Origin of the sequence: Aldersonia kunmingensis (genome assembly GCF_001646865.1) — a bacterium.
GTDB lineage: Bacteria > Actinomycetota > Actinomycetes > Mycobacteriales > Mycobacteriaceae > Aldersonia > Aldersonia kunmingensis.
The window spans coordinates 1-16154 of sequence record NZ_LRRB01000069.1 but is presented as its reverse complement, the minus strand read 5'-3'; the positions used below and the strand labels follow the sequence as shown (position 1 = coordinate 16154).

Here is a 16154-nt window from a genome sequence, read left to right as displayed (position 1 = left end):
ACGTCGTCGGCGGGAATCGTCGGCACACTTGGGCAGGTGAACTACTCGGCGGCCAAGGCCGGCATCATCGGTCTCACCAAGTCGCTGGCCCGCGAGCTCGCGCGTAAGCATTTGTGTGAACGCGCTGGCTCCGCTCGCCGCAACGCCGATGACCGACACGATCCGCACCGACGAGAAGTTCGCGGCGACGATGCTCAACCGAATTCTGCTGCGGCGCTGGGCCGAGCCCTCGGAGGTCGCGGGCGCGTTCGTGTTCCTTGCTTCCGACGCGGCGTCCTTCGTCACCGGGCAGGTGCTGCCGGTGGATGGCGGCATGGTGATGTGATGCCGGATAGCTCGGCACTGGCCGGCCCCTCAGCTACGGCTGGAGGGGCCTTAGCCGGTTCCACCGGCGGGGGGCCGCTCGCCGGTATCACGGTGGTCACCCTGGAGCAGGCGGTGGCCGCCCCGATGTGTACCCGCGTGCTCGCCGATTTCGGTGCGCGGGTGATCAAGGTGGAAAATCCCAAGGGCGGCGACTTCGCCCGCGATTACGACACCGTGGTGAATGGTCTTGCGGCCCACTTTGTTTGGGCCAACCGCGGCAAAGAGTCGCTGACGCTGAACTTGAAGTCGCCGGAGGGCCTCGACGTCCTGCACCGGCTGCTCGATGGTGCCGATGCGCTCGTCTCGAATCTGGCCCCGGGCGCGATGGCGCGGCTCGGTCTTGCCGGGCAGGACCTCGCGCAGCGCTACCCCGACCTGATCTCTGTTGAGATCGACGGTTACGGCCAGGGTGGGCCGCTGTCGCACAAGCGCGCCTACGACCTGCTGATCCAGGCCGAATCCGGAGCCTGCTCGGTCACCGGTACCGCCGAGCAGCCGGCCAAACCCGGTCCGCCCGTTGCCGATATCTCGACCGGTCTGTACTCCGCGATTTCGATCTTGGCCACGTTGTGCGGCAAGCAACGCAGTGGCGGGCAGGCGGCGGCCGGCCCCATCACGGTGAGCCTGTTCGACACCATGATGGATCTGATGGGCTATCCGCTCACCTACACGCAGCATTCCGGGATCGAGCAGCAGCCGCTTGGCATGAGCTCACCCGCGGTCGCGCCCTACGGGGCCTATCGCACCGCGGACGGTCAGACCGTGATCCTCGGGACCACCAACGATCGGGAATGGCAGCGGCTCGCCCGAGACATCATCGGCCGCAACGATCTTGCGGATGACGCGACCTTCGCCACGAACACCGACCGGGTCGCGAATCGCGCGGTGCTCGACGAGGCGATCCAAGGATGGTGCGCGCAGCACGATCTCGACCACATCCAGAAGACGGCCGACGACGCGGGCATCGGGAACTCGCGATACAACACGACGACCGATGTTCTCGCGCATCCGCAGTTGACCGAGCGCGACCGTTGGCGGCAGGTGCAGACGTCGGCTGGTCCGATTCCCGCGCTGCTACCGCCGGCCATCATCTCGGGCTTCGAGTACGAGATGGGTGCCGTGCCCGGACTTGGTGAGCACACCGACGCGATCCTGGCCGAACTCGGCTTCGAAGCCGCGGCCATTTCCGGCCTGCGCCAGCGCGGAGCCGTCGGTCCCGCCTACGGCACTGCCGATACGAACGACGAAACGCAGACTGGGAGTTAGATCTTGCGCCGACATCTGTTTACCGAAGACCACGAGGCATTCCGGGAGTTGGCCCGGACCTTCGTGGAAAAGGAAGTAGCTCCGAACTATCCGGCCTGGGAGAAGGTCGGACATTTCCCGCGGGAAGTGTTCAAGCAACTCGGCGCTCTCGGGCTGCTCGGTATGGCGATCCCCGAAGAGTACGGCGGTGCCGGACTGCCGGACTTCCGCTACAACTGCGTTCTCCAGGAGGAGGCCGCGCGTGCGCTGGTCACCCTCAGCACGGTCCGGACTCAGCTCGACGTGATCCTGCCGTACTTCCTCGAGTACGCGAACGAGGAGCAGCGGCACCGTTGGTTCCCAGGTCTGGCGACGGGCGAGTTGCTCACCGCGGTCGCGATGACCGAGCCGGGCACGGGCTCGGACCTGGCCGGTATCCGGAGCACCGCGGTGCGTGACGGCGACGAGTACGTGCTGAACGGCGCGAAGACTTTCATCACCGGCGGCCTGCTCGCCGACCTGGTGATCGTCGTGGCCCGAACGTCGACGGATCCGGACAACCGCCGCGCGGGGCTGAGCCTGCTCGTCGTCGAGGACGGAATGCCCGGCTTCGAGCGCGGCCGAGTGCTCGACAAGATGGGCTGCCGCGTGCAGGACACCGTCGAGCTGTCGTTCAACGATGTCCGGGTTCCGATCGCGAACCTGCTGGGGGAGGAGGGCGCGGCGTTCGGCTACCTCGGGCACAACCTCCCGCAGGAGCGGATGACCGTCGCGGTCGGGTCGGTGGCCCAGGCCAAGGCTGCGGTCGCCACCACCATCGAGTACGTGAAGGAGCGCAAGGCGTTCGGTCAGCCCGTGGCCTCGTTCCAGAACACCAAATTCGAGCTCGCGGGAATGACCGCCGAGCTCGAGGCCGCCCAGATGATGGTCGACGCCGCTGTCACCGAACTGGTCAACGGGGAACTGTCCGGCGCGGATGCGGCGAAGGTGAAGCTGTTCTGCACCGAGTTGCAGGGGCGGGTCGTGGACCGTTGTCTGCAGTTGTTCGGCGGCTACGGCTACATGATGGAGTACCCCATCGCCCGGATGTACACGGATGCTCGCGTGGCCCGAATCTATGCCGGGACCAGCGAAGTCATGCGGACGATCATCGCCAAGTCGATCGGTCTGTGATCATAAATAAGGCAAATTCATTATCATGAATCCGGTGACCTGAGTCACCACCATTCCTGAAAGAGAGCCTTGTCACATCCGGCAAACCGACCTACTGTGTGTTCGGTAGGTCCGTCGAATAGAGGTATTCGGTGTCCGAACAACGGCCTTACGCCACGCTGCTGGCCAAGGGTGAGGATCGTAAACAGCGCATCCTCATCGTCGCGCAACGACTGCTTGCGCGTAATGGTTGGCGTGGCACGACGCTTGCACAGATAGCGTCGGAGGCCGGCGTCAGCCCCGCGGGGCTGCTGCATCATTTCGAGTCGAAAGACCAATTGCTGCACGCAGTCCTCGACGCTCGCGACATCGACGACGATATTCATGCAAACCGATCGGGTGATCTTCTCGAAGAGATCGATCGGGTGGTGGACCGGTTCGAAAGGTCTCCCGACCTGGTGGGGATGTACATCGTCCTGCTGGTCGAGAACCTGGAATCGGACGCTCCATTGCATGACCGCCTACAGGCGCGATACCGCGCTTCGGTTGAGATCGTCGCGGACATTCTGCGACGCGGTCAGCAGGAGGGCAGGTATCGGGCGGACCTGGATGCGGCCACAAAGGCCGTGGAGATTGTCGCCTTCATCAACGGGATGGAAACCTCATGGCTACTCGATCCTTCGATTCCACTGACGAACGTGTTCAAGGAGTACATTCGCTCGCTAGCGTCCGAGCTCTCGCCCGCCAGCACCCACTGAGGTATCGCCTCGCGATCGTCGGCCCATCGACCGCCGATGTGGTGCAGTTTGCCGGCGGCTGGCTCTACGACCGGATGATGGCCGGCTGGGATGTCTCCGTCCACGTCCGTGAGCTTGGCGATGTGCGTCCGCTGCAGATCCTCGGTGCTACCCCGCTCGAACTCGAAGAGTCCTTGGTATCGCCCAACAGCTTTGGTTTGGTGCCGCAGGCGATCGCCGTCGCGGCAAGCATGTTCGAATCCGATCAGCGAGTGCGCGAAGGCATGCTCGAAGCGCTCGACTCCGCAGACACCGAGATCCGCCTCTGGGGCGACCGCCTCCCGGCCGAGCTTGGCCGCAAGTGTGCCCCGGCGCAGCACCGGCTCAGTGTCGCGGCTCGGGCGTTCAAGAAGCGGGCGGTCGCGATGGTCGATTCTGCGTCGCCGATCGATGCGTTCGAATCCTTCTGTGGCGCAGCCCATGCCAAGTTCCCGAGCAACGCGGATCTCGTCACCGCGATGTGATCGGTTGAACCGAACAACGGTGGCCCGGTCCGAATGGACCGGGCCACCGTCGCTTCCGCCGGACCGCACGTCCTACGTGCAGCCGTCCCCGCTGATGAGCCCGCCGATGGCGGCGAGAGTGCCGCCCGTGCACTGCGGCAGGTTGTTCATCCCGAACGCCGGCGTCGATGGCGTGTACGAAGGTGTCGATGCGCTGGGGGCTGGGGTATCCGGTCGCGGGGAACAGTAGTAGCTGCCCTGCAGGGCGCCGCCGTTGCAGGAATCAGCGGCTGCGGTTCCCGCACCGGTGAACAACAGGGCGGGTGCCATCGCGGCGGCTGCTGCCACTCCCAATGCCGCGATCCGCCGCCTTGTCGTTTTGTGGGTGGTGTTCATGATCGTGTCCTTACCTCTGGCGATCGTGGCGATACCGTCGGTGATTCGGCGTCCCCGACGGGACCCTGTCTTCGGAAAGAATGCGCCGGGTCTGCGTCGAGGTCGATGGGGACAAGTGCCCGTTAACGATCGCGTCCGTGGGTGGGATGGCGGCTCCTCAGCGCAGGATCGTGCCGCCGTCGACGTTGATGACCTGGCCATTGACCCAGGCGCCGTCGTCGGACATCAGGAAGGCGACCATCGCGGCGACATCACCGCTCTCGCCTACGCGCGGGCTCCGCATGCGTTTCAGCGCTCCCGCCTCGAGATCCGGCCACTGTGGCGCGGAACGGATCGCCTCAGTTGCCGTGAAGCCCGGTGCGACTGCGTTGCACCGGATTCCGTTCTTGCCCCAACCGGACGCGACGTGACGGGTGAGCGCGCCGAGGGCGGCCTTCGTGGCGGCATAGGCGGGTCGGCGTGGTTCGCCCTGGAAGGCCGCCGCAGAGGACGTGTTGACGATGGCACCGCCACCGCGAGCCAGCATGTGCGGGATCGCGGCGCGCATGGTGAGCAGGTATCCCCGCAAGTTGACCGTCATTATGCGATCCCACGTGTCGAGCTCTATGTCGAGAATGTCGGAGTCGCCGCGCAAGGCCCGCATGTCCGCGCCCACGTTGAACAACAGGTCGACGGCGCCGAAGCGCTCGATTGCGCTCTCGAACAATTGGCCCACCGACTCGGGATCGGCCAGATCGAATCCGAATGCGGCGGCGATACCTCCCGCCTCGACAATGCTGTCCGCTGTCTGCTTGGCGCCGGTCGAGTCGAGATCGCCGACGACGACGCAGCATCCTTCGGTGCCGAGTCGGCGCGCAGTCGCTGCGCCAATTCCAGTGGCACCGCCCGCGACAACGGCGCTCTTACCGGTCAAGCCGGATAGTCCCATTACCGCTAGCCCCTTTAGTGAGTACCGAACTCGATCAGGACCTTGCCGATTGCCTTGCCATCGGCCACGAGGCGCAGGGCCTGCGCCGCGTCATCGAGTGCGAATGTTGCCCCGATATGCGGCACGGCGCGACCTGTGCGCAGCAGCTCGATGAGCTCATCCTCGTTGCGGCGCAATTCCTTCGGGTCGATGTCCTGGAACTGGAAGCCCATCACGTGGACGCCCTTGACCAGGACGAGATTCAATGGGATGCGGGGGATGGTGCCCGACGCGAAACCCACAGTGACGAACCGGCCGCCGCGCCGCAGCGCACGCAGCGCCGGCTCGGACAGGTCTCCGCCGACAGGGTCCACCACCGCGTCCGCGCCATCCGGGAGGGCCTCCCGCAGCGCCGACCGCAGATCGCCGTCGCGATAGTTGACCAGCGACTCGGCGCCGTACGAGGCTGCGGCATCGAGCTTTTCCTGCGACGAGGCCACCGCGGTGACCGAGGCGCCGAGTGCCGCCCCGAGTTGCACCGCGGCGAGCCCCACGCCGCCGCCCGCGCCGAGAACCAGCAGTCGCTGCCCCGGTTCGAGCCGGGCTACCGAGCGCAGCGTGTGATAGGCCGTCCGGTGGGCGACGCCGAAGGCTGCCGCGACGCGCTCGTCGACGCCGTCCGGAACTCTATTGACTTTCGTGGCCGCGGCAACGATCTCCTCGGCGAACGCGCCGACAATCCCGGTCCCACTGACTCGATCACCAACCGCGAGTTCGCTCACCTCGGGACCGATTTCGGTCACTTCACCCGCGTATTCGCTGCCGGGTACGAACGGCGGTGGCACGCTGATCTGGTACTTGTCGGCAACGACCAGTACGTCGGGAAAGTTGACCGCGGCCGCGCCCACCCGTACCCGCACCTGACCGGGTTGCAGCTCGGGCGACGGCAGGTCCTCGATGCGGACAACCTCGGGCGGCCCGTACGACGGGCAGACAGCGGCACGCATGTCAGCTCACCGGCCTCGCCAGGCCGGTGGCCGCTTCTCCATGAATGCCACCGCGCCTTCCGTGGCGTCCGCACTCGTGAACACGACCTTCTGCCAATGGCTTTCCCGCTCTCGTGCTGCACCGAGGTCGGTGACGGCGAGCCGGCCGAGCTCCTTGCACGCCGCGACTCCGAGCGGAGCGTTGGCCGCAATGCGCTCGGCGTAGCCGATTGCTGTGTCGAGAACCTCCGCGGCGGGTACCACGGCATTGACCAAACCGACCTCGTAGCCGCGGGCTGCGCTGATCGGATCGCCGGTCATGGTCATCTCCAGCGCCACGCTCAACGGAATCCGGGTGCCGATGAACGTGCCGCCACCTCCGGGGAACAGTCCGCGCTTCACCTCGGGCAGGGCGAATTTCGCGTCGGCCGCGGCGACGATGAGGTCGCATCCGAGGAGCAGTTCGAGCCCGCCTCCAACGGCCGAGCCGTTCGCCGCGCCGATCACCGGAACAGCGACCTCACCGCGGGTGAGCCGGAGGAAGTCCTCGTTCCCGGACATGTCCTGGCCCTCGGCGAACGCCCGCAGATCCATTCCGGCGCAGAACGCACGATCGCCCGTTCCGGTCACCACAACAGCGTGAATGCCGGCGTCGGATTCGGCCTCGACGATCGCGCTGCCGATTCCCCGCATGACATTCGCGGTCAGGGCGTTTCGTGCATCGGGCCGGTTGATTCGCGCGACGAGGACCGCGCCGCGCCTTTCGGTGAGAAGCTCGTCCGTGTCGCTCATGACCGGTAGTCGGTCGACTCGGCCAGATCGGCAGCGGAACGCATCAGTGTTGGCACGATGGTGCCAAACGACTGCAGCTTGTAGTCGTCGCCGGCACGCTGGAAGCCTTGCTCGAGGACGATGGCGAGCTTCCATTTGGCCAAGACAAGGTAGTAGTCGAGATCGTCCACCTGGCGCCCGGACACGTCGGCGTAATGCGCGACCATCTCCTCGCGCGACGGCATCCCACGCATATCGACGTAACCGGAGGTCTCCGCCTCGGGCGACTCGGTGTCTTCCGGCCAGCCCTGGATCATCCACGCGAGGTCCAGCTTCGGATCGCCGACCGTCCCCATCTCCCAGTCCACGATGGCCGCCAGTTGGGCCGGCGCGCCCTCACGGAACATGACGTTGGCGAACTGGTAATCGCCGTGCATTAGCCCGGGGATGAAGTCGAGCGGCTTGTGGTTCTGCAGCCACTCGGTCGCCTCGGCCATACCGTCAATCTCGCGACCCTTGATGCGGTCGAAGAAGCGAGTCCACCGCTCGACCTGCCGCTCGTGGAAGCCGTCCGGACGACCCAGATCATGCAAGCCCTTGGCCCGCCAGTCGACTTTGGACAGCAGCGCGATGCCCTCGGAGAGTTGGAATGCCAGGCCGCGCCGCGCTTCCGGATCCGAGATGAACGGCTCCTTCCACTTCTTGAACTCCATGGGCGACCAGCCATCGACGAAGCCCATCAGATAGAACGAGCGGCCGAGCACCGACTTGTCCGAGCACGCGGCGACCGCGCGGGTGTGCGGCACGTCGGTGCCGTCGAGGGCCTCGATGATGCGCCACTCGCGCATGATGCCCTCGTCCCGGTTGGCGGGTGCCGCCGCAGGTGGGATGCGGATGACGCAGCGCTCGTCGCCGCGCACGATCTCGTAGATCTCGTTCTGGGTGCCGCCGGAAAGGAAGTTCGCTTCGAGCGGCTCGCCCTTACCGGGCAGGCCCTGCTCGTCCATCCAGTCGGCAAGTCTTTGCGTGTCGATCACAGGTTCCCTACTTCGTGTTCGAGGTACTCGGCGAACTTCTCGCGCGCTGCTTCCTGCTTGCGAGGAATCCATTCGGTGGGCCACATGTCGTCGGTGGCCTTGTATTCGCGCAGCACCTGCTTGGCGACTGTTGTCTTGTGCACCTCGGTCGGTCCATCGGCGAGGCCCATCACGCCGGCGCCGTGGATCATGCCGAAGAACGGCATCTCGTTCGTGGTGCCGAGCGCACCGTGCACCTGCATCGCGCGCCAGGCGATGTCGTGCAGCACGGTGGGCATGACGATCTTGGCGGTGGAGATGTCCTTGCGGACCTTTTTGTAGTCGTTGTACTTGTCGATCTCCCACGCCGTGTAGAGCACGAAGAGCCGGAACTGGACGAGCTGTGCGTAGGAATCGGCGATATAGCCCTGCACGAACTGCTTGTCCGCCAGCCTGCTTCCCGCGGTCTCGCGGCTCAGGGCCCGCTCGCACATCATGTCGATGGCCTTCTGCGCGAGACCGATGGTGCGCATGGCGTGGTGAATACGGCCACCGCCGAGGCGCGTCTGCGCAATGGCGAAGGCCTTTCCTTCGCCGCCGAGCAGTGCCTCGGCCGGCACCCGAACGTTGTTGTAGTGGATGAGGGCGTGCGAGCCCTCGTTCATCTGCTCGCCGTAGAGGCCGACGTTCCGCACGATCTCCACGCCCGGCGTATCGGACGGAACCAGGAACATCGACATGCCCTCGTACGCGCTGACGTCCGGGTCGGTTACGACCATCACGATCAGGAATGAGGCCGTCTTGGCGTTGGAAGAGAAGAACTTCCAGCCGTCGATGATCCAATCGTCGCCGTCACGCCGGGCGCGGGTGGTGAATTGGGTCGGGTCCGCCCCGGCTTGGGGTTCGGTCATCGAGTAGCAGGAGAACATCTCGCCCTCGAGTAGCGGCCGCAAATACCGCTCCTTCTGCGCATCGGTGCCGAAGTGGGCGATGATCTCGGCGTTCCCGGTGTCCGGTGCCTGGCAGCCGAAGATGATCGGCGCCCACGACGAGCGGCCGAGGATCTCGTTCAGCAGCGCGAGTTTGAGCTGGCCGAAACCCTGGCCGCCGAGGTCGGGGCCGAGGTGAGTGGCCCACAGGCCCTGTTCACGTACCTGGTTCTTGAGCGGATCGATCACCTTGCGTCGTGTCTCATCGAGCGGCACGAATTGCTGGTGCGGGAAGGCCAGATCGAGTGGCTCGACCTCCTCGCGGACGAACTCATTGGCCCAATCCAGTTTCTTCTGAAATTCCGGGTCCGTTTCGAAGTCCCACGCCATTTGCGTCTCCCTTCCGTTAGTGAGAATATGCTTCTCGTGATCCAGAATGCAATTCTGAGTTTGACGAAGATGGTTTCGGAGGCCCGGTGATGAAGGCTGCGGACCTGTTCCATCTCGGGATCGTCCCCAGTGACATGGTGGCCACTCGGGAGCAGTTGAGTGAGCTATTCGGCTACGAATGGGGACCCGAGATCGGCGGACAGATCGATGTCACGCTGCCCAGCGGTCCCGCCGCGCTCGACCTGAGATGCGCGTACTCGGTCACGGAACCGCGGCTCGAACTCGTTCGCGAGATTCCCGGCACGATGTGGACGGCGGGGAATGGCATCCATCACGCCGGGTACTGGTCCGATGATGTCGCCGCGGACGCGACCGAATTGGAACGGCAGGGGTTTGTGTGCGAAGCCTCGCGGCTTGGTCCGGATGGTCAGCTGTTCTTCACCTTTCATCGCAGTACATGGGGGCTGCTGATCGAACTGGTGACGCGCGCTGCCGAACCGGGTATCCAGCGTTGCTGGGCTGCGCCTGCCGATGGCGACACATGAGCACCGAACCGGGCGACACCCTCGCCAGCCGAATCGCGGCACGGTCGCTTGCAAAGCGAGAGGCGAACTACGCCAACGAGGTTCGCCGACTCCTCGACGCCGGCCGAGTAGTGATGGGCCGAAGCGGAACCACCGCGCGGCCGCGGGTCGCCGATATCGTCGCGGAGGCCGGGCTGTCCAACGAGGCGTTCTATCGACACTTCCCCTCGAAGGACGCGCTTGTCGCCGCCATCCTCGAAGACGGAACCGAGCGACTGCACAGCTACGTCGCGCATCAGATGAGCAAGGCATCGACCGCCGAGGCACGGTTGCGCCGCTGGGTCGAGGGAGTCCTGTCCCAGGCGGATGACGAGAGCGCCGAGACCACCCGGGCGGTCATGTGGAACGCCGGGAGCATGGGAGAGGAGATCATGTCGAGCCCGCCGTCCGTGGCCGGTCGGCTCGCCGCGCTCGTGCGCGACACCTATGCCGAACTCGGAAGTGCCGACCCGGAATTCGATGCCTCACTTGCGGCGCACGCCACCATCGGCAAGCTCTCCGATTACCTCTGGAGGCAGATGCGGCCGACGAAGTCCGATGTCGACCGGATCACGGCATTCTGCCTACGTATCCGCACGCCCTAGACGCGGCGGCTAGACAACCCCGAGCCCGTCCACCCGCAACAGGGACCCGGTGGTGTAGGAGGACGCGTCGCTGGCGAAGTACAGAGCGGCGGTGACGATCTCGTGCGGGTAGCCATACCGCCGCAACAGGAGTGCGGGGACGTCCTCGCCGGGGATCGCCCAATCCTTGGAGATATCGGTGTAGAAGCCGCCCGGCGCGATCACATTGAAGCGGACCTTGGGCGCGAACTCCTGTGCGAAGGCAATGTTGATCGCGTTGAGGGCCGCCTTGGACCCGGCGTACGGGCCGAAATTGGGGGAGGGGCGCAGCGACCCCGTGCTGGAAATGCTGATCACCGACCCGCCGTCGCCGGTCACCATTCGTTCGGCCACCAGCGACGAAAGCCGGAACGGGCCTTTGAAATTGACGCCGACGACCTTGTCGAACAACTCCTCGCTCGTCTCCGCCGATGACGGTGCGAGTGGTGACATTCCGGCGTTGTTGACCAGGACGTCGACCTTGCCGAATTCGCCGTACGAGCGGTCCACGAGGGTGTCCAAGTCGTCCCAGTGCCCGACATGGCAGGCGAGCGGAAGCGCGCGCCGACCGAGGCTTTCGACTTCCCGGGCAAGTTCCTCGCATGCCGCGAGCTTGCGACTGGCGATCACGACATCGGCTCCGGCCGCGGCGTAGCCGAGCACGATCGCGCGGCCGATGCCGCGGCTGCCGCCCGTTACGAGGGCGACCTTGCCGGACAGGTCGAACAATTCGGCCGGGGTGCGGGTGGGGGAGGGCTCGGTCATGAATACTCCCGTCGACGCTGACGAAGAAGACAGTTCGTGAAAAAGGTTCGCCTCCCGGTATCGCAAATGCAATACCGGGAGGCGAACATCGAAGTCCGAGCTAGGCCGTTGCGAACTGCTTGTCGTCGTACAACTTCGCCCATTCCTTGCGCGGGCGGATCGAGACGTCGACATCGGTCGCCGTGGCGCGCAGCGCGCCGACGGTTGCGTCCTCGCGCTTGGTGTTGGCAAACGGATCCCAGTCGAAGAACCGGCAGGAGTTCTGCCAGGCGATCTTCTCGATATCTGTGTCGTCCGCGCCCGCAGCGTTCAATTCGCCCAGCATCTGCTCGGGAGCATCCGGCCAGAAGCAGTCCGAGTGCGGGTAGTCGCACTCCCAGGCGATGATGTCGATGCCGATCTCGTGACGCAGCTTGAGCGACGTCTTGTCGGTGACGTAGCACGCCAGCGAGTGCTCGCGGAAGACGTCGCTGGGCAGCTTGCCGCCGAAGTCGCGACGCAGCCACTTCTGGTTGGTGTAGTGCCGGTCGCAGCGGTCGAGGTAGAACGGGATCCAGCCGATGCCGCCCTCGGAGAAGGCGAACTTCAGGTTCGGGTAGGTGCGCATCGCCGGTCCCCACAGCAGGTCCTGGGCACAGAGGCTGGAGATCTGCGAGGCGAGCACGATCAGGTTGTCGATCGGGCCGTCCGGAGCCAACTGCAGTGCGCCGAAACCGGTTCCGATGTGCAGGCACATGACGACGTTTTCGTCGCTGAGGGTCTGGAACACCGGGCCCCAGTAGTCCATGTCGTGGTAGCTCGGCAGGCCCTCGAGGTGCGGCAGCTCCGGCATGGTCACGGCACGGCAGCCCTTGGCGGCGACACGCTTGATCTCGGCGACCATCGCCTCGGGGTTCCACGTCGGCATCAGCGCGATCGGAATGAAGCGACCCGGGTAGGAGCCCGCCCATTCGTCGATGTGCCAGTCGTTGTAGGCCGACACCATGATGCAGGTGACCGGGTCACGATGCAGATTGAGGTGGCGGGCCGAAAAGCCGGTGAAGGTCGGGAAGCACATCGAGGCGAGGATGCCGTTGCGGCTCATGTCCTTCACCCGCTGATGCACGTCGTAGACGCCCGGGCGCATTTCGGCGAAGCCCGCAGGGTCGCGACCCCACTCCTCGGCCGGCCACGAAACCACCGCGTTCAGGCCACTCACACCCTGCGGGCGGCCCTGGTACATCCACTGGTCGACACCCTTTTCGTCGGTTACGACGATCGGCGCCTCGTCCTTGTACTTGGCGGGGACGTGCCGCAGGAACATGTCCGGCGGTTCCACGACGTGGTCGTCGATGCTGACCAGGATCAAGTCGTCGACGTTCACAGGGGCTGCTCCCAATTCACTCGACCGAGCTGTTTCGTTCGGTATGGCGGGGCGGCGAGAATGCCGCCTTCTTTTTACGAGAATGACGTTCTAGGGTGATCCTACGGCGTGCCGGTGACGTACGCCACCCTGCATGTATCGGTGAGGGAGTTGCTTGTGACGGCTGCGCAGATGACACCGGGTTGGCACGCGGAACACACACCGGACAAGCCGGCGATCGTTCTCGCATCGAGTGGCGAGGTCGTGACATACGCCGAGCTCGAGGACCGCTCGGTCCGATTCGCTCGCGCGCTGCGGGCCCGCGGACTGGACGTGGGCGACCACATCGCCATAGTGCTGGAGAACCATCGCGCTTTCCTGGAGGTGACCTGGGCCGCGCAGCGTTCGGGCCTGCACTACACCGCGGTCAACCGGCATCTGCGGCCCAGCGAGGTGCAGTACGTCCTCGACGACTGCGGCGCGGTGGCGATCGTATCGAGCGAGGAACTGGCCGAGGTTGTGTCGGGACTCGATACCTCCCGCCTGCGCGCGCGGATCTCGGTTGGCGGCGAGCTTCCCGGGTTCGAGCGCTACGACGACGTGATGGCGGCCGAGTCGTCCGAGCCCCTGGCGGACGAGTGCGAGGGCCGCGAAATGCTGTACTCGTCGGGCACGACAGGACGCCCGAAGGGCGTGCGCAAGCCACTCCCGGCGACGCCGTTGGGCGATCCGTCCGCGCCGCCGGTGATGATCGCGCAGGGCCTGCTCGCGACCGGGGCTGCCGAGGGTGCGGTGTACCTCTCGCCTGCTCCGCTGTATCACGCTGCGCCACTGGTGTTTTCGATGTCGTGGCAGCGACTCGGCGCGACCGTCGTGGTGATGGAGAACTTCGATCCCGCCGCCTGCCTGCAGGCGATCCAGAGGTATCGCGTGACGCACGGGCAGTTCGTGCCGACCATGTTCGTGCGCATGCTTCGTCTGCCGAAGGAGCAGCGCGAGGGCTACGACGTCTCGAGCCTGCGCACGGTCGTGCATGCCGCCGCGCCCTGTCCGATCGCGGTCAAGCGTCAGATGATCGACTGGTGGGGGCCGATCATCCACGAGTACTACTCCGGCACCGAAGACATTGGCACCAGCTTCATCACGCCACAGGAGTGGCTCGAACACCCCGGCTCGGTGGGGCGGCCGATGAACGAGTGTCACATCGTCGGCGCCGATGGCGAGGAGGCACCGGTCGGGGAGGAAGGCATCATCTACTTTGCCGGTGGGCGGCCTTTCGAGTACCACAACGATCCCGCCAAGACCGCGTCCATCAGCAACGAGAAGGGATGGCGGACCCTCGGCGACGTCGGCAGACTCGACGCGGACGGCTATCTCTACCTGACGGATCGAGCCGCCCACATGATCATCTCGGGCGGGGTCAACATCTATCCGCAGGAGGCCGAGAACGTGCTGGCCGGGCATCCGGATGTCGCCGATGTGGCCGTCATCGGCGTGCCGGACGAGGAGATGGGGGAGGCCGTGAAAGCGGTTGTCCAACTATCCGATCCGGCGATGGCGAGCGATGAGGTCGCGGCGGCATTGATCGCCTGGTGCCGCGGTGAACTCGCGAGCTACAAGTGCCCGCGCACCGTCGACTTCGTCGACGAGTTGCCGCGTGACCCGAGCGGAAAGCTGTACAAGCGGTTGCTGCGGGAGAAGTACTGGGAAGGCCACGATTCACGCATCTGACCCTCGTCCCGCGTGGATGGGCTCAGATGCGCGGCGGGCCGAGCGCGATTCGGGACCGAACTTCGGCGAGTGACGAGCCGGCGGGCGGCGCGTACTCGATCCACCAGGTCGCCCCGGCCGCGGCGCATGCGCCGACAACCGACGTGTCGCTGGGATTCTCGGTCCGTCCGAACCGCAGGATGTCCACCGGTTCGTCCGGCCGTTCGCGCCGAACGTGCGCGGCGATTTCGGCGATAGCCGCCGGTTCCACCTCGAGCCCGTAGGCACCGGATGCGACGATTCCGTCCCAGCGCGCAGCGCGAACGAGCGGACGCTTCGCCGGCCACGTCGCCGCAACCCAGATCGGCACGCGCGGGCGCTGAATGCCGCTTGCGAACGCACCGGTCTCCACCCGGTAGTGAGCTCCGTTGTGCTGCACGGGCTTACCGCTGCACAGCTCATCGAGCAGGCCGAGGGCTTCGTCGAACCGCGCGGCGCGGTCACGCTGATCCCCGCTGTCGCCGAACGACACATAGTCCGGCAGGTGCGGGTATCCCGCACCGACACCGAGCGTGAGGCGCCCATTCGAGAGGCGGTCGAGGGTGAGCACCTCCCGAGCGAGCTTGCCGATGTGACGCCGCGGCACCGGAGTGACCAGCGGGCCCAACCGAATACTCTTGGTACGCAACGCCATCGCAGTGAGGGCGATCCACGGGTCCGCGACCGGTTCGATGAACTGCAGGTGATCCCAGATGAAGAACCCGTCCCACCCCGCAACCTCGGCCTCGGCGGCGAGTTCGGCGAGTACCGTTGCGTCGCCGAAGAAATCGAAGTTCGGAGTGTAGAAGCCGTACTTCATCGCCTGCCTTGTCGGCCCAGGCCGCTCAGCGGCCGTGCTTCACCTGGTTGAAGGGCACATCCCGGTCGGCCGCGAACTCGCGCGGCATCCCGAGCACCCGCTCGCTGATGATGTTGCGCGCCATCTCGGTGCTGCCGCCGGCGAGGCTCCACGCCTGGCGAAGCAGGTAGTCGCGACCGATCCAGCCCGGCTCGCCCTCGTCCGCAATGCCCTCCGTGGCGCCGGTGGAGCCGGCGATGCGCACCGCCATATCGGCTTGCAGCCAGGAGTTTTCGGCGCTCAGCAGGCGAATGATCGAACCGGCAGGCGGGGGCATGGAACCGGATACGATCCCACTGGTAACCCGTGCGATGAGCTGATCGTGGACCAGGCTCATTGCCCGCGCCTCGCCGATGTCCTCGCGGACGCGAATGTCGTCCATCTGACCGGTGCGCCGTGCGAGCGCGACCAGTCGGGAGATGTCGCCACCGCTGTGGATCTGCGCCCCGCTGGCGTACGGCGACGCACCACCCACGGCGTTGCGCTCGTGCACCAACTGACGAGAGGCGACATCCCAGCCGCCGTCGACCTGACCCACGACGGCATCGGCCGGGAGGACCACGTCGTCGAAGAATTCCTGGCAGAACTCGATGTTGCCGTCCGCCTGCCGGATCTGCTGGATGGTGAGACCTTCGGCGTTGGTCGGGACGAGGAACATCGTCAGGCCGCGGTGCTTGGTGACCTCCCAGTTCGTCCGGGCCAGGCACAGCGCGTAGCTGGCTGCATAGGCACCGGAGCTCCAGATCTTGGCGCCGTTGAGAATCCAGCGATCGCCATCGAGCACTGCCTTCGTGGTGAGACCGGCGAGATCGGACCCGCCCTTCGGCTCGGACAGGAACTGTGCGAGGAATTCGT

At 65.7% G+C, this 16154-nt stretch carries 17 protein-coding genes and 1 pseudogene; 8 read left to right on the top strand and 10 right to left on the bottom strand.

Annotation, left to right across the window (positions count from 1 at the left end; translation table 11 throughout):
- The 5 genes and pseudogenes from A8G08_RS04940 to A8G08_RS04920 form a co-directional block, all read left to right on the top strand.
- Window positions 1–325 (top strand): annotated as a pseudogene (locus A8G08_RS04940) (SDR family oxidoreductase); the annotation flags it as partial.
- Entirely contained in the window at window positions 325–1632 is a 1308-nt protein-coding gene (locus tag A8G08_RS04935; protein ID WP_084435952.1) for a CaiB/BaiF CoA transferase family protein, read from the top strand. The pseudogene A8G08_RS04940 and the gene A8G08_RS04935, both read left to right, overlap by 1 nt.
- A 3-nt stretch (window positions 1633–1635) precedes the next feature.
- Window positions 1636–2784, top strand: coding sequence for an acyl-CoA dehydrogenase family protein (locus A8G08_RS04930; protein ID WP_068270923.1), 1149 nt, complete (start codon window positions 1636–1638; stop codon window positions 2782–2784).
- A 131-nt stretch (window positions 2785–2915) separates the two neighbouring features.
- Window positions 2916–3521, top strand: a complete 606-nt coding sequence (locus tag A8G08_RS04925; protein WP_068270920.1) for a TetR/AcrR family transcriptional regulator — start codon at window positions 2916–2918, stop codon at window positions 3519–3521.
- A gap of 38 nt (window positions 3522–3559) precedes the next feature.
- Window positions 3560–4024 (top strand): hypothetical protein, encoded by a 465-nt coding sequence (locus A8G08_RS04920; RefSeq protein WP_245672641.1) that lies wholly within the window; start codon window positions 3560–3562, stop codon window positions 4022–4024.
- A 72-nt stretch (window positions 4025–4096) separates the two neighbouring features.
- Here A8G08_RS04920 and A8G08_RS04915 read toward each other — a convergent pair whose 3' ends face one another.
- The 6 genes from A8G08_RS04915 to A8G08_RS04890 all read right to left on the bottom strand — a co-directional run bounded on the left by A8G08_RS04915 (window position 4097) and on the right by A8G08_RS04890 (window position 9398).
- The gene (locus tag A8G08_RS04915; protein WP_157108410.1) at window positions 4097–4399 is read right to left on the bottom strand and encodes a hypothetical protein; all 303 of its coding nucleotides are present in this window, start codon (window positions 4397–4399) and stop codon (window positions 4097–4099) included.
- 157 nt (window positions 4400–4556) lie between these two features.
- On the bottom strand, window positions 4557–5327 hold the full coding sequence (locus A8G08_RS04910; protein WP_068270914.1) for an SDR family NAD(P)-dependent oxidoreductase: 771 nt from the start codon (window positions 5325–5327) through the stop codon (window positions 4557–4559).
- 14 nt (window positions 5328–5341) lie between these two features.
- A complete protein-coding gene (locus A8G08_RS04905) occupies window positions 5342–6313 on the bottom strand; it encodes an NADPH:quinone oxidoreductase family protein (protein WP_068270911.1) in 972 nt (323 codons plus the stop codon).
- 6 nt (window positions 6314–6319) lie between these two features.
- Window positions 6320–7084 (bottom strand): enoyl-CoA hydratase-related protein, encoded by a 765-nt coding sequence (locus A8G08_RS04900; RefSeq protein ID WP_068270908.1) that lies wholly within the window; start codon window positions 7082–7084, stop codon window positions 6320–6322.
- A complete protein-coding gene (locus tag A8G08_RS04895; protein WP_245672639.1) occupies window positions 7081–8100 on the bottom strand; it encodes a phosphotransferase family protein in 1020 nt (339 codons plus the stop codon). Before A8G08_RS04895 ends, A8G08_RS04900 begins: the two co-directional genes overlap by 4 nt.
- Entirely contained in the window at window positions 8097–9398 is a 1302-nt protein-coding gene (locus tag A8G08_RS04890; RefSeq protein WP_068270904.1) for an acyl-CoA dehydrogenase family protein, read from the bottom strand. The genes A8G08_RS04895 and A8G08_RS04890 overlap by 4 nt, the downstream gene beginning before the upstream one ends.
- Window positions 9399–9487: 89 nt before the next feature.
- Here A8G08_RS04890 and A8G08_RS04885 point away from each other — a divergent pair, with 89 nt between their 5' ends.
- The gene (locus A8G08_RS04885; protein WP_068270901.1) at window positions 9488–9943 is read left to right on the top strand and encodes a VOC family protein; all 456 of its coding nucleotides are present in this window, start codon (window positions 9488–9490) and stop codon (window positions 9941–9943) included.
- Window positions 9940–10566: a TetR/AcrR family transcriptional regulator gene (locus A8G08_RS04880; protein WP_068270898.1), complete on the top strand. Its 627-nt coding sequence runs from the start codon at window positions 9940–9942 to the stop codon at window positions 10564–10566. The genes A8G08_RS04885 and A8G08_RS04880 overlap by 4 nt, the downstream gene beginning before the upstream one ends.
- 9 nt (window positions 10567–10575) lie before the next feature.
- Here A8G08_RS04880 and A8G08_RS04875 read toward each other — a convergent pair whose 3' ends face one another.
- On the bottom strand, window positions 10576–11349 hold the full coding sequence (locus A8G08_RS04875) for an SDR family NAD(P)-dependent oxidoreductase (RefSeq protein WP_068270895.1): 774 nt from the start codon (window positions 11347–11349) through the stop codon (window positions 10576–10578).
- Between the two features lie 100 nt (window positions 11350–11449).
- Window positions 11450–12712, bottom strand: a complete 1263-nt coding sequence (locus A8G08_RS04870; protein WP_157108409.1) for an amidohydrolase family protein — start codon at window positions 12710–12712, stop codon at window positions 11450–11452.
- A 171-nt stretch (window positions 12713–12883) separates the two neighbouring features.
- On the opposite strand from A8G08_RS04870, the gene A8G08_RS04865 reads away from it, so the two are divergent.
- Complete coding sequence (locus tag A8G08_RS04865; RefSeq protein WP_068270892.1) at window positions 12884–14422, top strand: acyl-CoA synthetase; 1539 nt, start codon at window positions 12884–12886, stop codon at window positions 14420–14422.
- Window positions 14423–14444: 22 nt separating this feature from the next.
- Here A8G08_RS04865 and A8G08_RS04860 read toward each other — a convergent pair whose 3' ends face one another.
- Together A8G08_RS04860 and A8G08_RS04855 are read right to left on the bottom strand one after the other, a co-directional pair.
- A complete protein-coding gene (locus A8G08_RS04860; protein WP_068270889.1) occupies window positions 14445–15260 on the bottom strand; it encodes an LLM class flavin-dependent oxidoreductase in 816 nt (271 codons plus the stop codon).
- 25 nt (window positions 15261–15285) lie between these two features.
- Window positions 15286–16154, bottom strand: an 869-nt coding sequence (locus tag A8G08_RS04855; protein ID WP_068270887.1) for an acyl-CoA dehydrogenase family protein, incomplete at its 5' end; no start/stop codon positions are given.

Bases quoted from the DNA above. Each gene is read 5' to 3' on its own strand.
- A8G08_RS04890 (WP_068270904.1), bottom strand. From the start codon at position 9,398: ATGGCGTGGGACTTCGAAACGGACCCGGAATTTCAGAAGAAACTGGAT.
- A8G08_RS04905 (WP_068270911.1), bottom strand. From the start codon at position 6,313: ATGCGTGCCGCTGTCTGCCCGTCGTACGGGCCGCCCGAGGTTGTCCGC.
- A8G08_RS04900 (WP_068270908.1), bottom strand. From the start codon at position 7,084: ATGAGCGACACGGACGAGCTTCTCACCGAAAGGCGCGGCGCGGTCCTC.
- A8G08_RS04860 (WP_068270889.1), bottom strand. From the start codon at position 15,260: ATGAAGTACGGCTTCTACACTCCGAACTTCGATTTCTTCGGCGACGCA.
- A8G08_RS04885 (WP_068270901.1), top strand. From the start codon at position 9,488: ATGAAGGCTGCGGACCTGTTCCATCTCGGGATCGTCCCCAGTGACATG.
- A8G08_RS04910 (WP_068270914.1), bottom strand. From the start codon at position 5,327: ATGGGACTATCCGGCTTGACCGGTAAGAGCGCCGTTGTCGCGGGCGGT.
- A8G08_RS04915 (WP_157108410.1), bottom strand. From the start codon at position 4,399: ATGAACACCACCCACAAAACGACAAGGCGGCGGATCGCGGCATTGGGA.
- A8G08_RS04865 (WP_068270892.1), top strand. From the start codon at position 12,884: ATGACACCGGGTTGGCACGCGGAACACACACCGGACAAGCCGGCGATC.
- A8G08_RS04875 (WP_068270895.1), bottom strand. From the start codon at position 11,349: ATGACCGAGCCCTCCCCCACCCGCACCCCGGCCGAATTGTTCGACCTG.
- A8G08_RS04880 (WP_068270898.1), top strand. From the start codon at position 9,940: ATGAGCACCGAACCGGGCGACACCCTCGCCAGCCGAATCGCGGCACGG.
- A8G08_RS04935 (WP_084435952.1), top strand. From the start codon at position 325: ATGCCGGATAGCTCGGCACTGGCCGGCCCCTCAGCTACGGCTGGAGGG.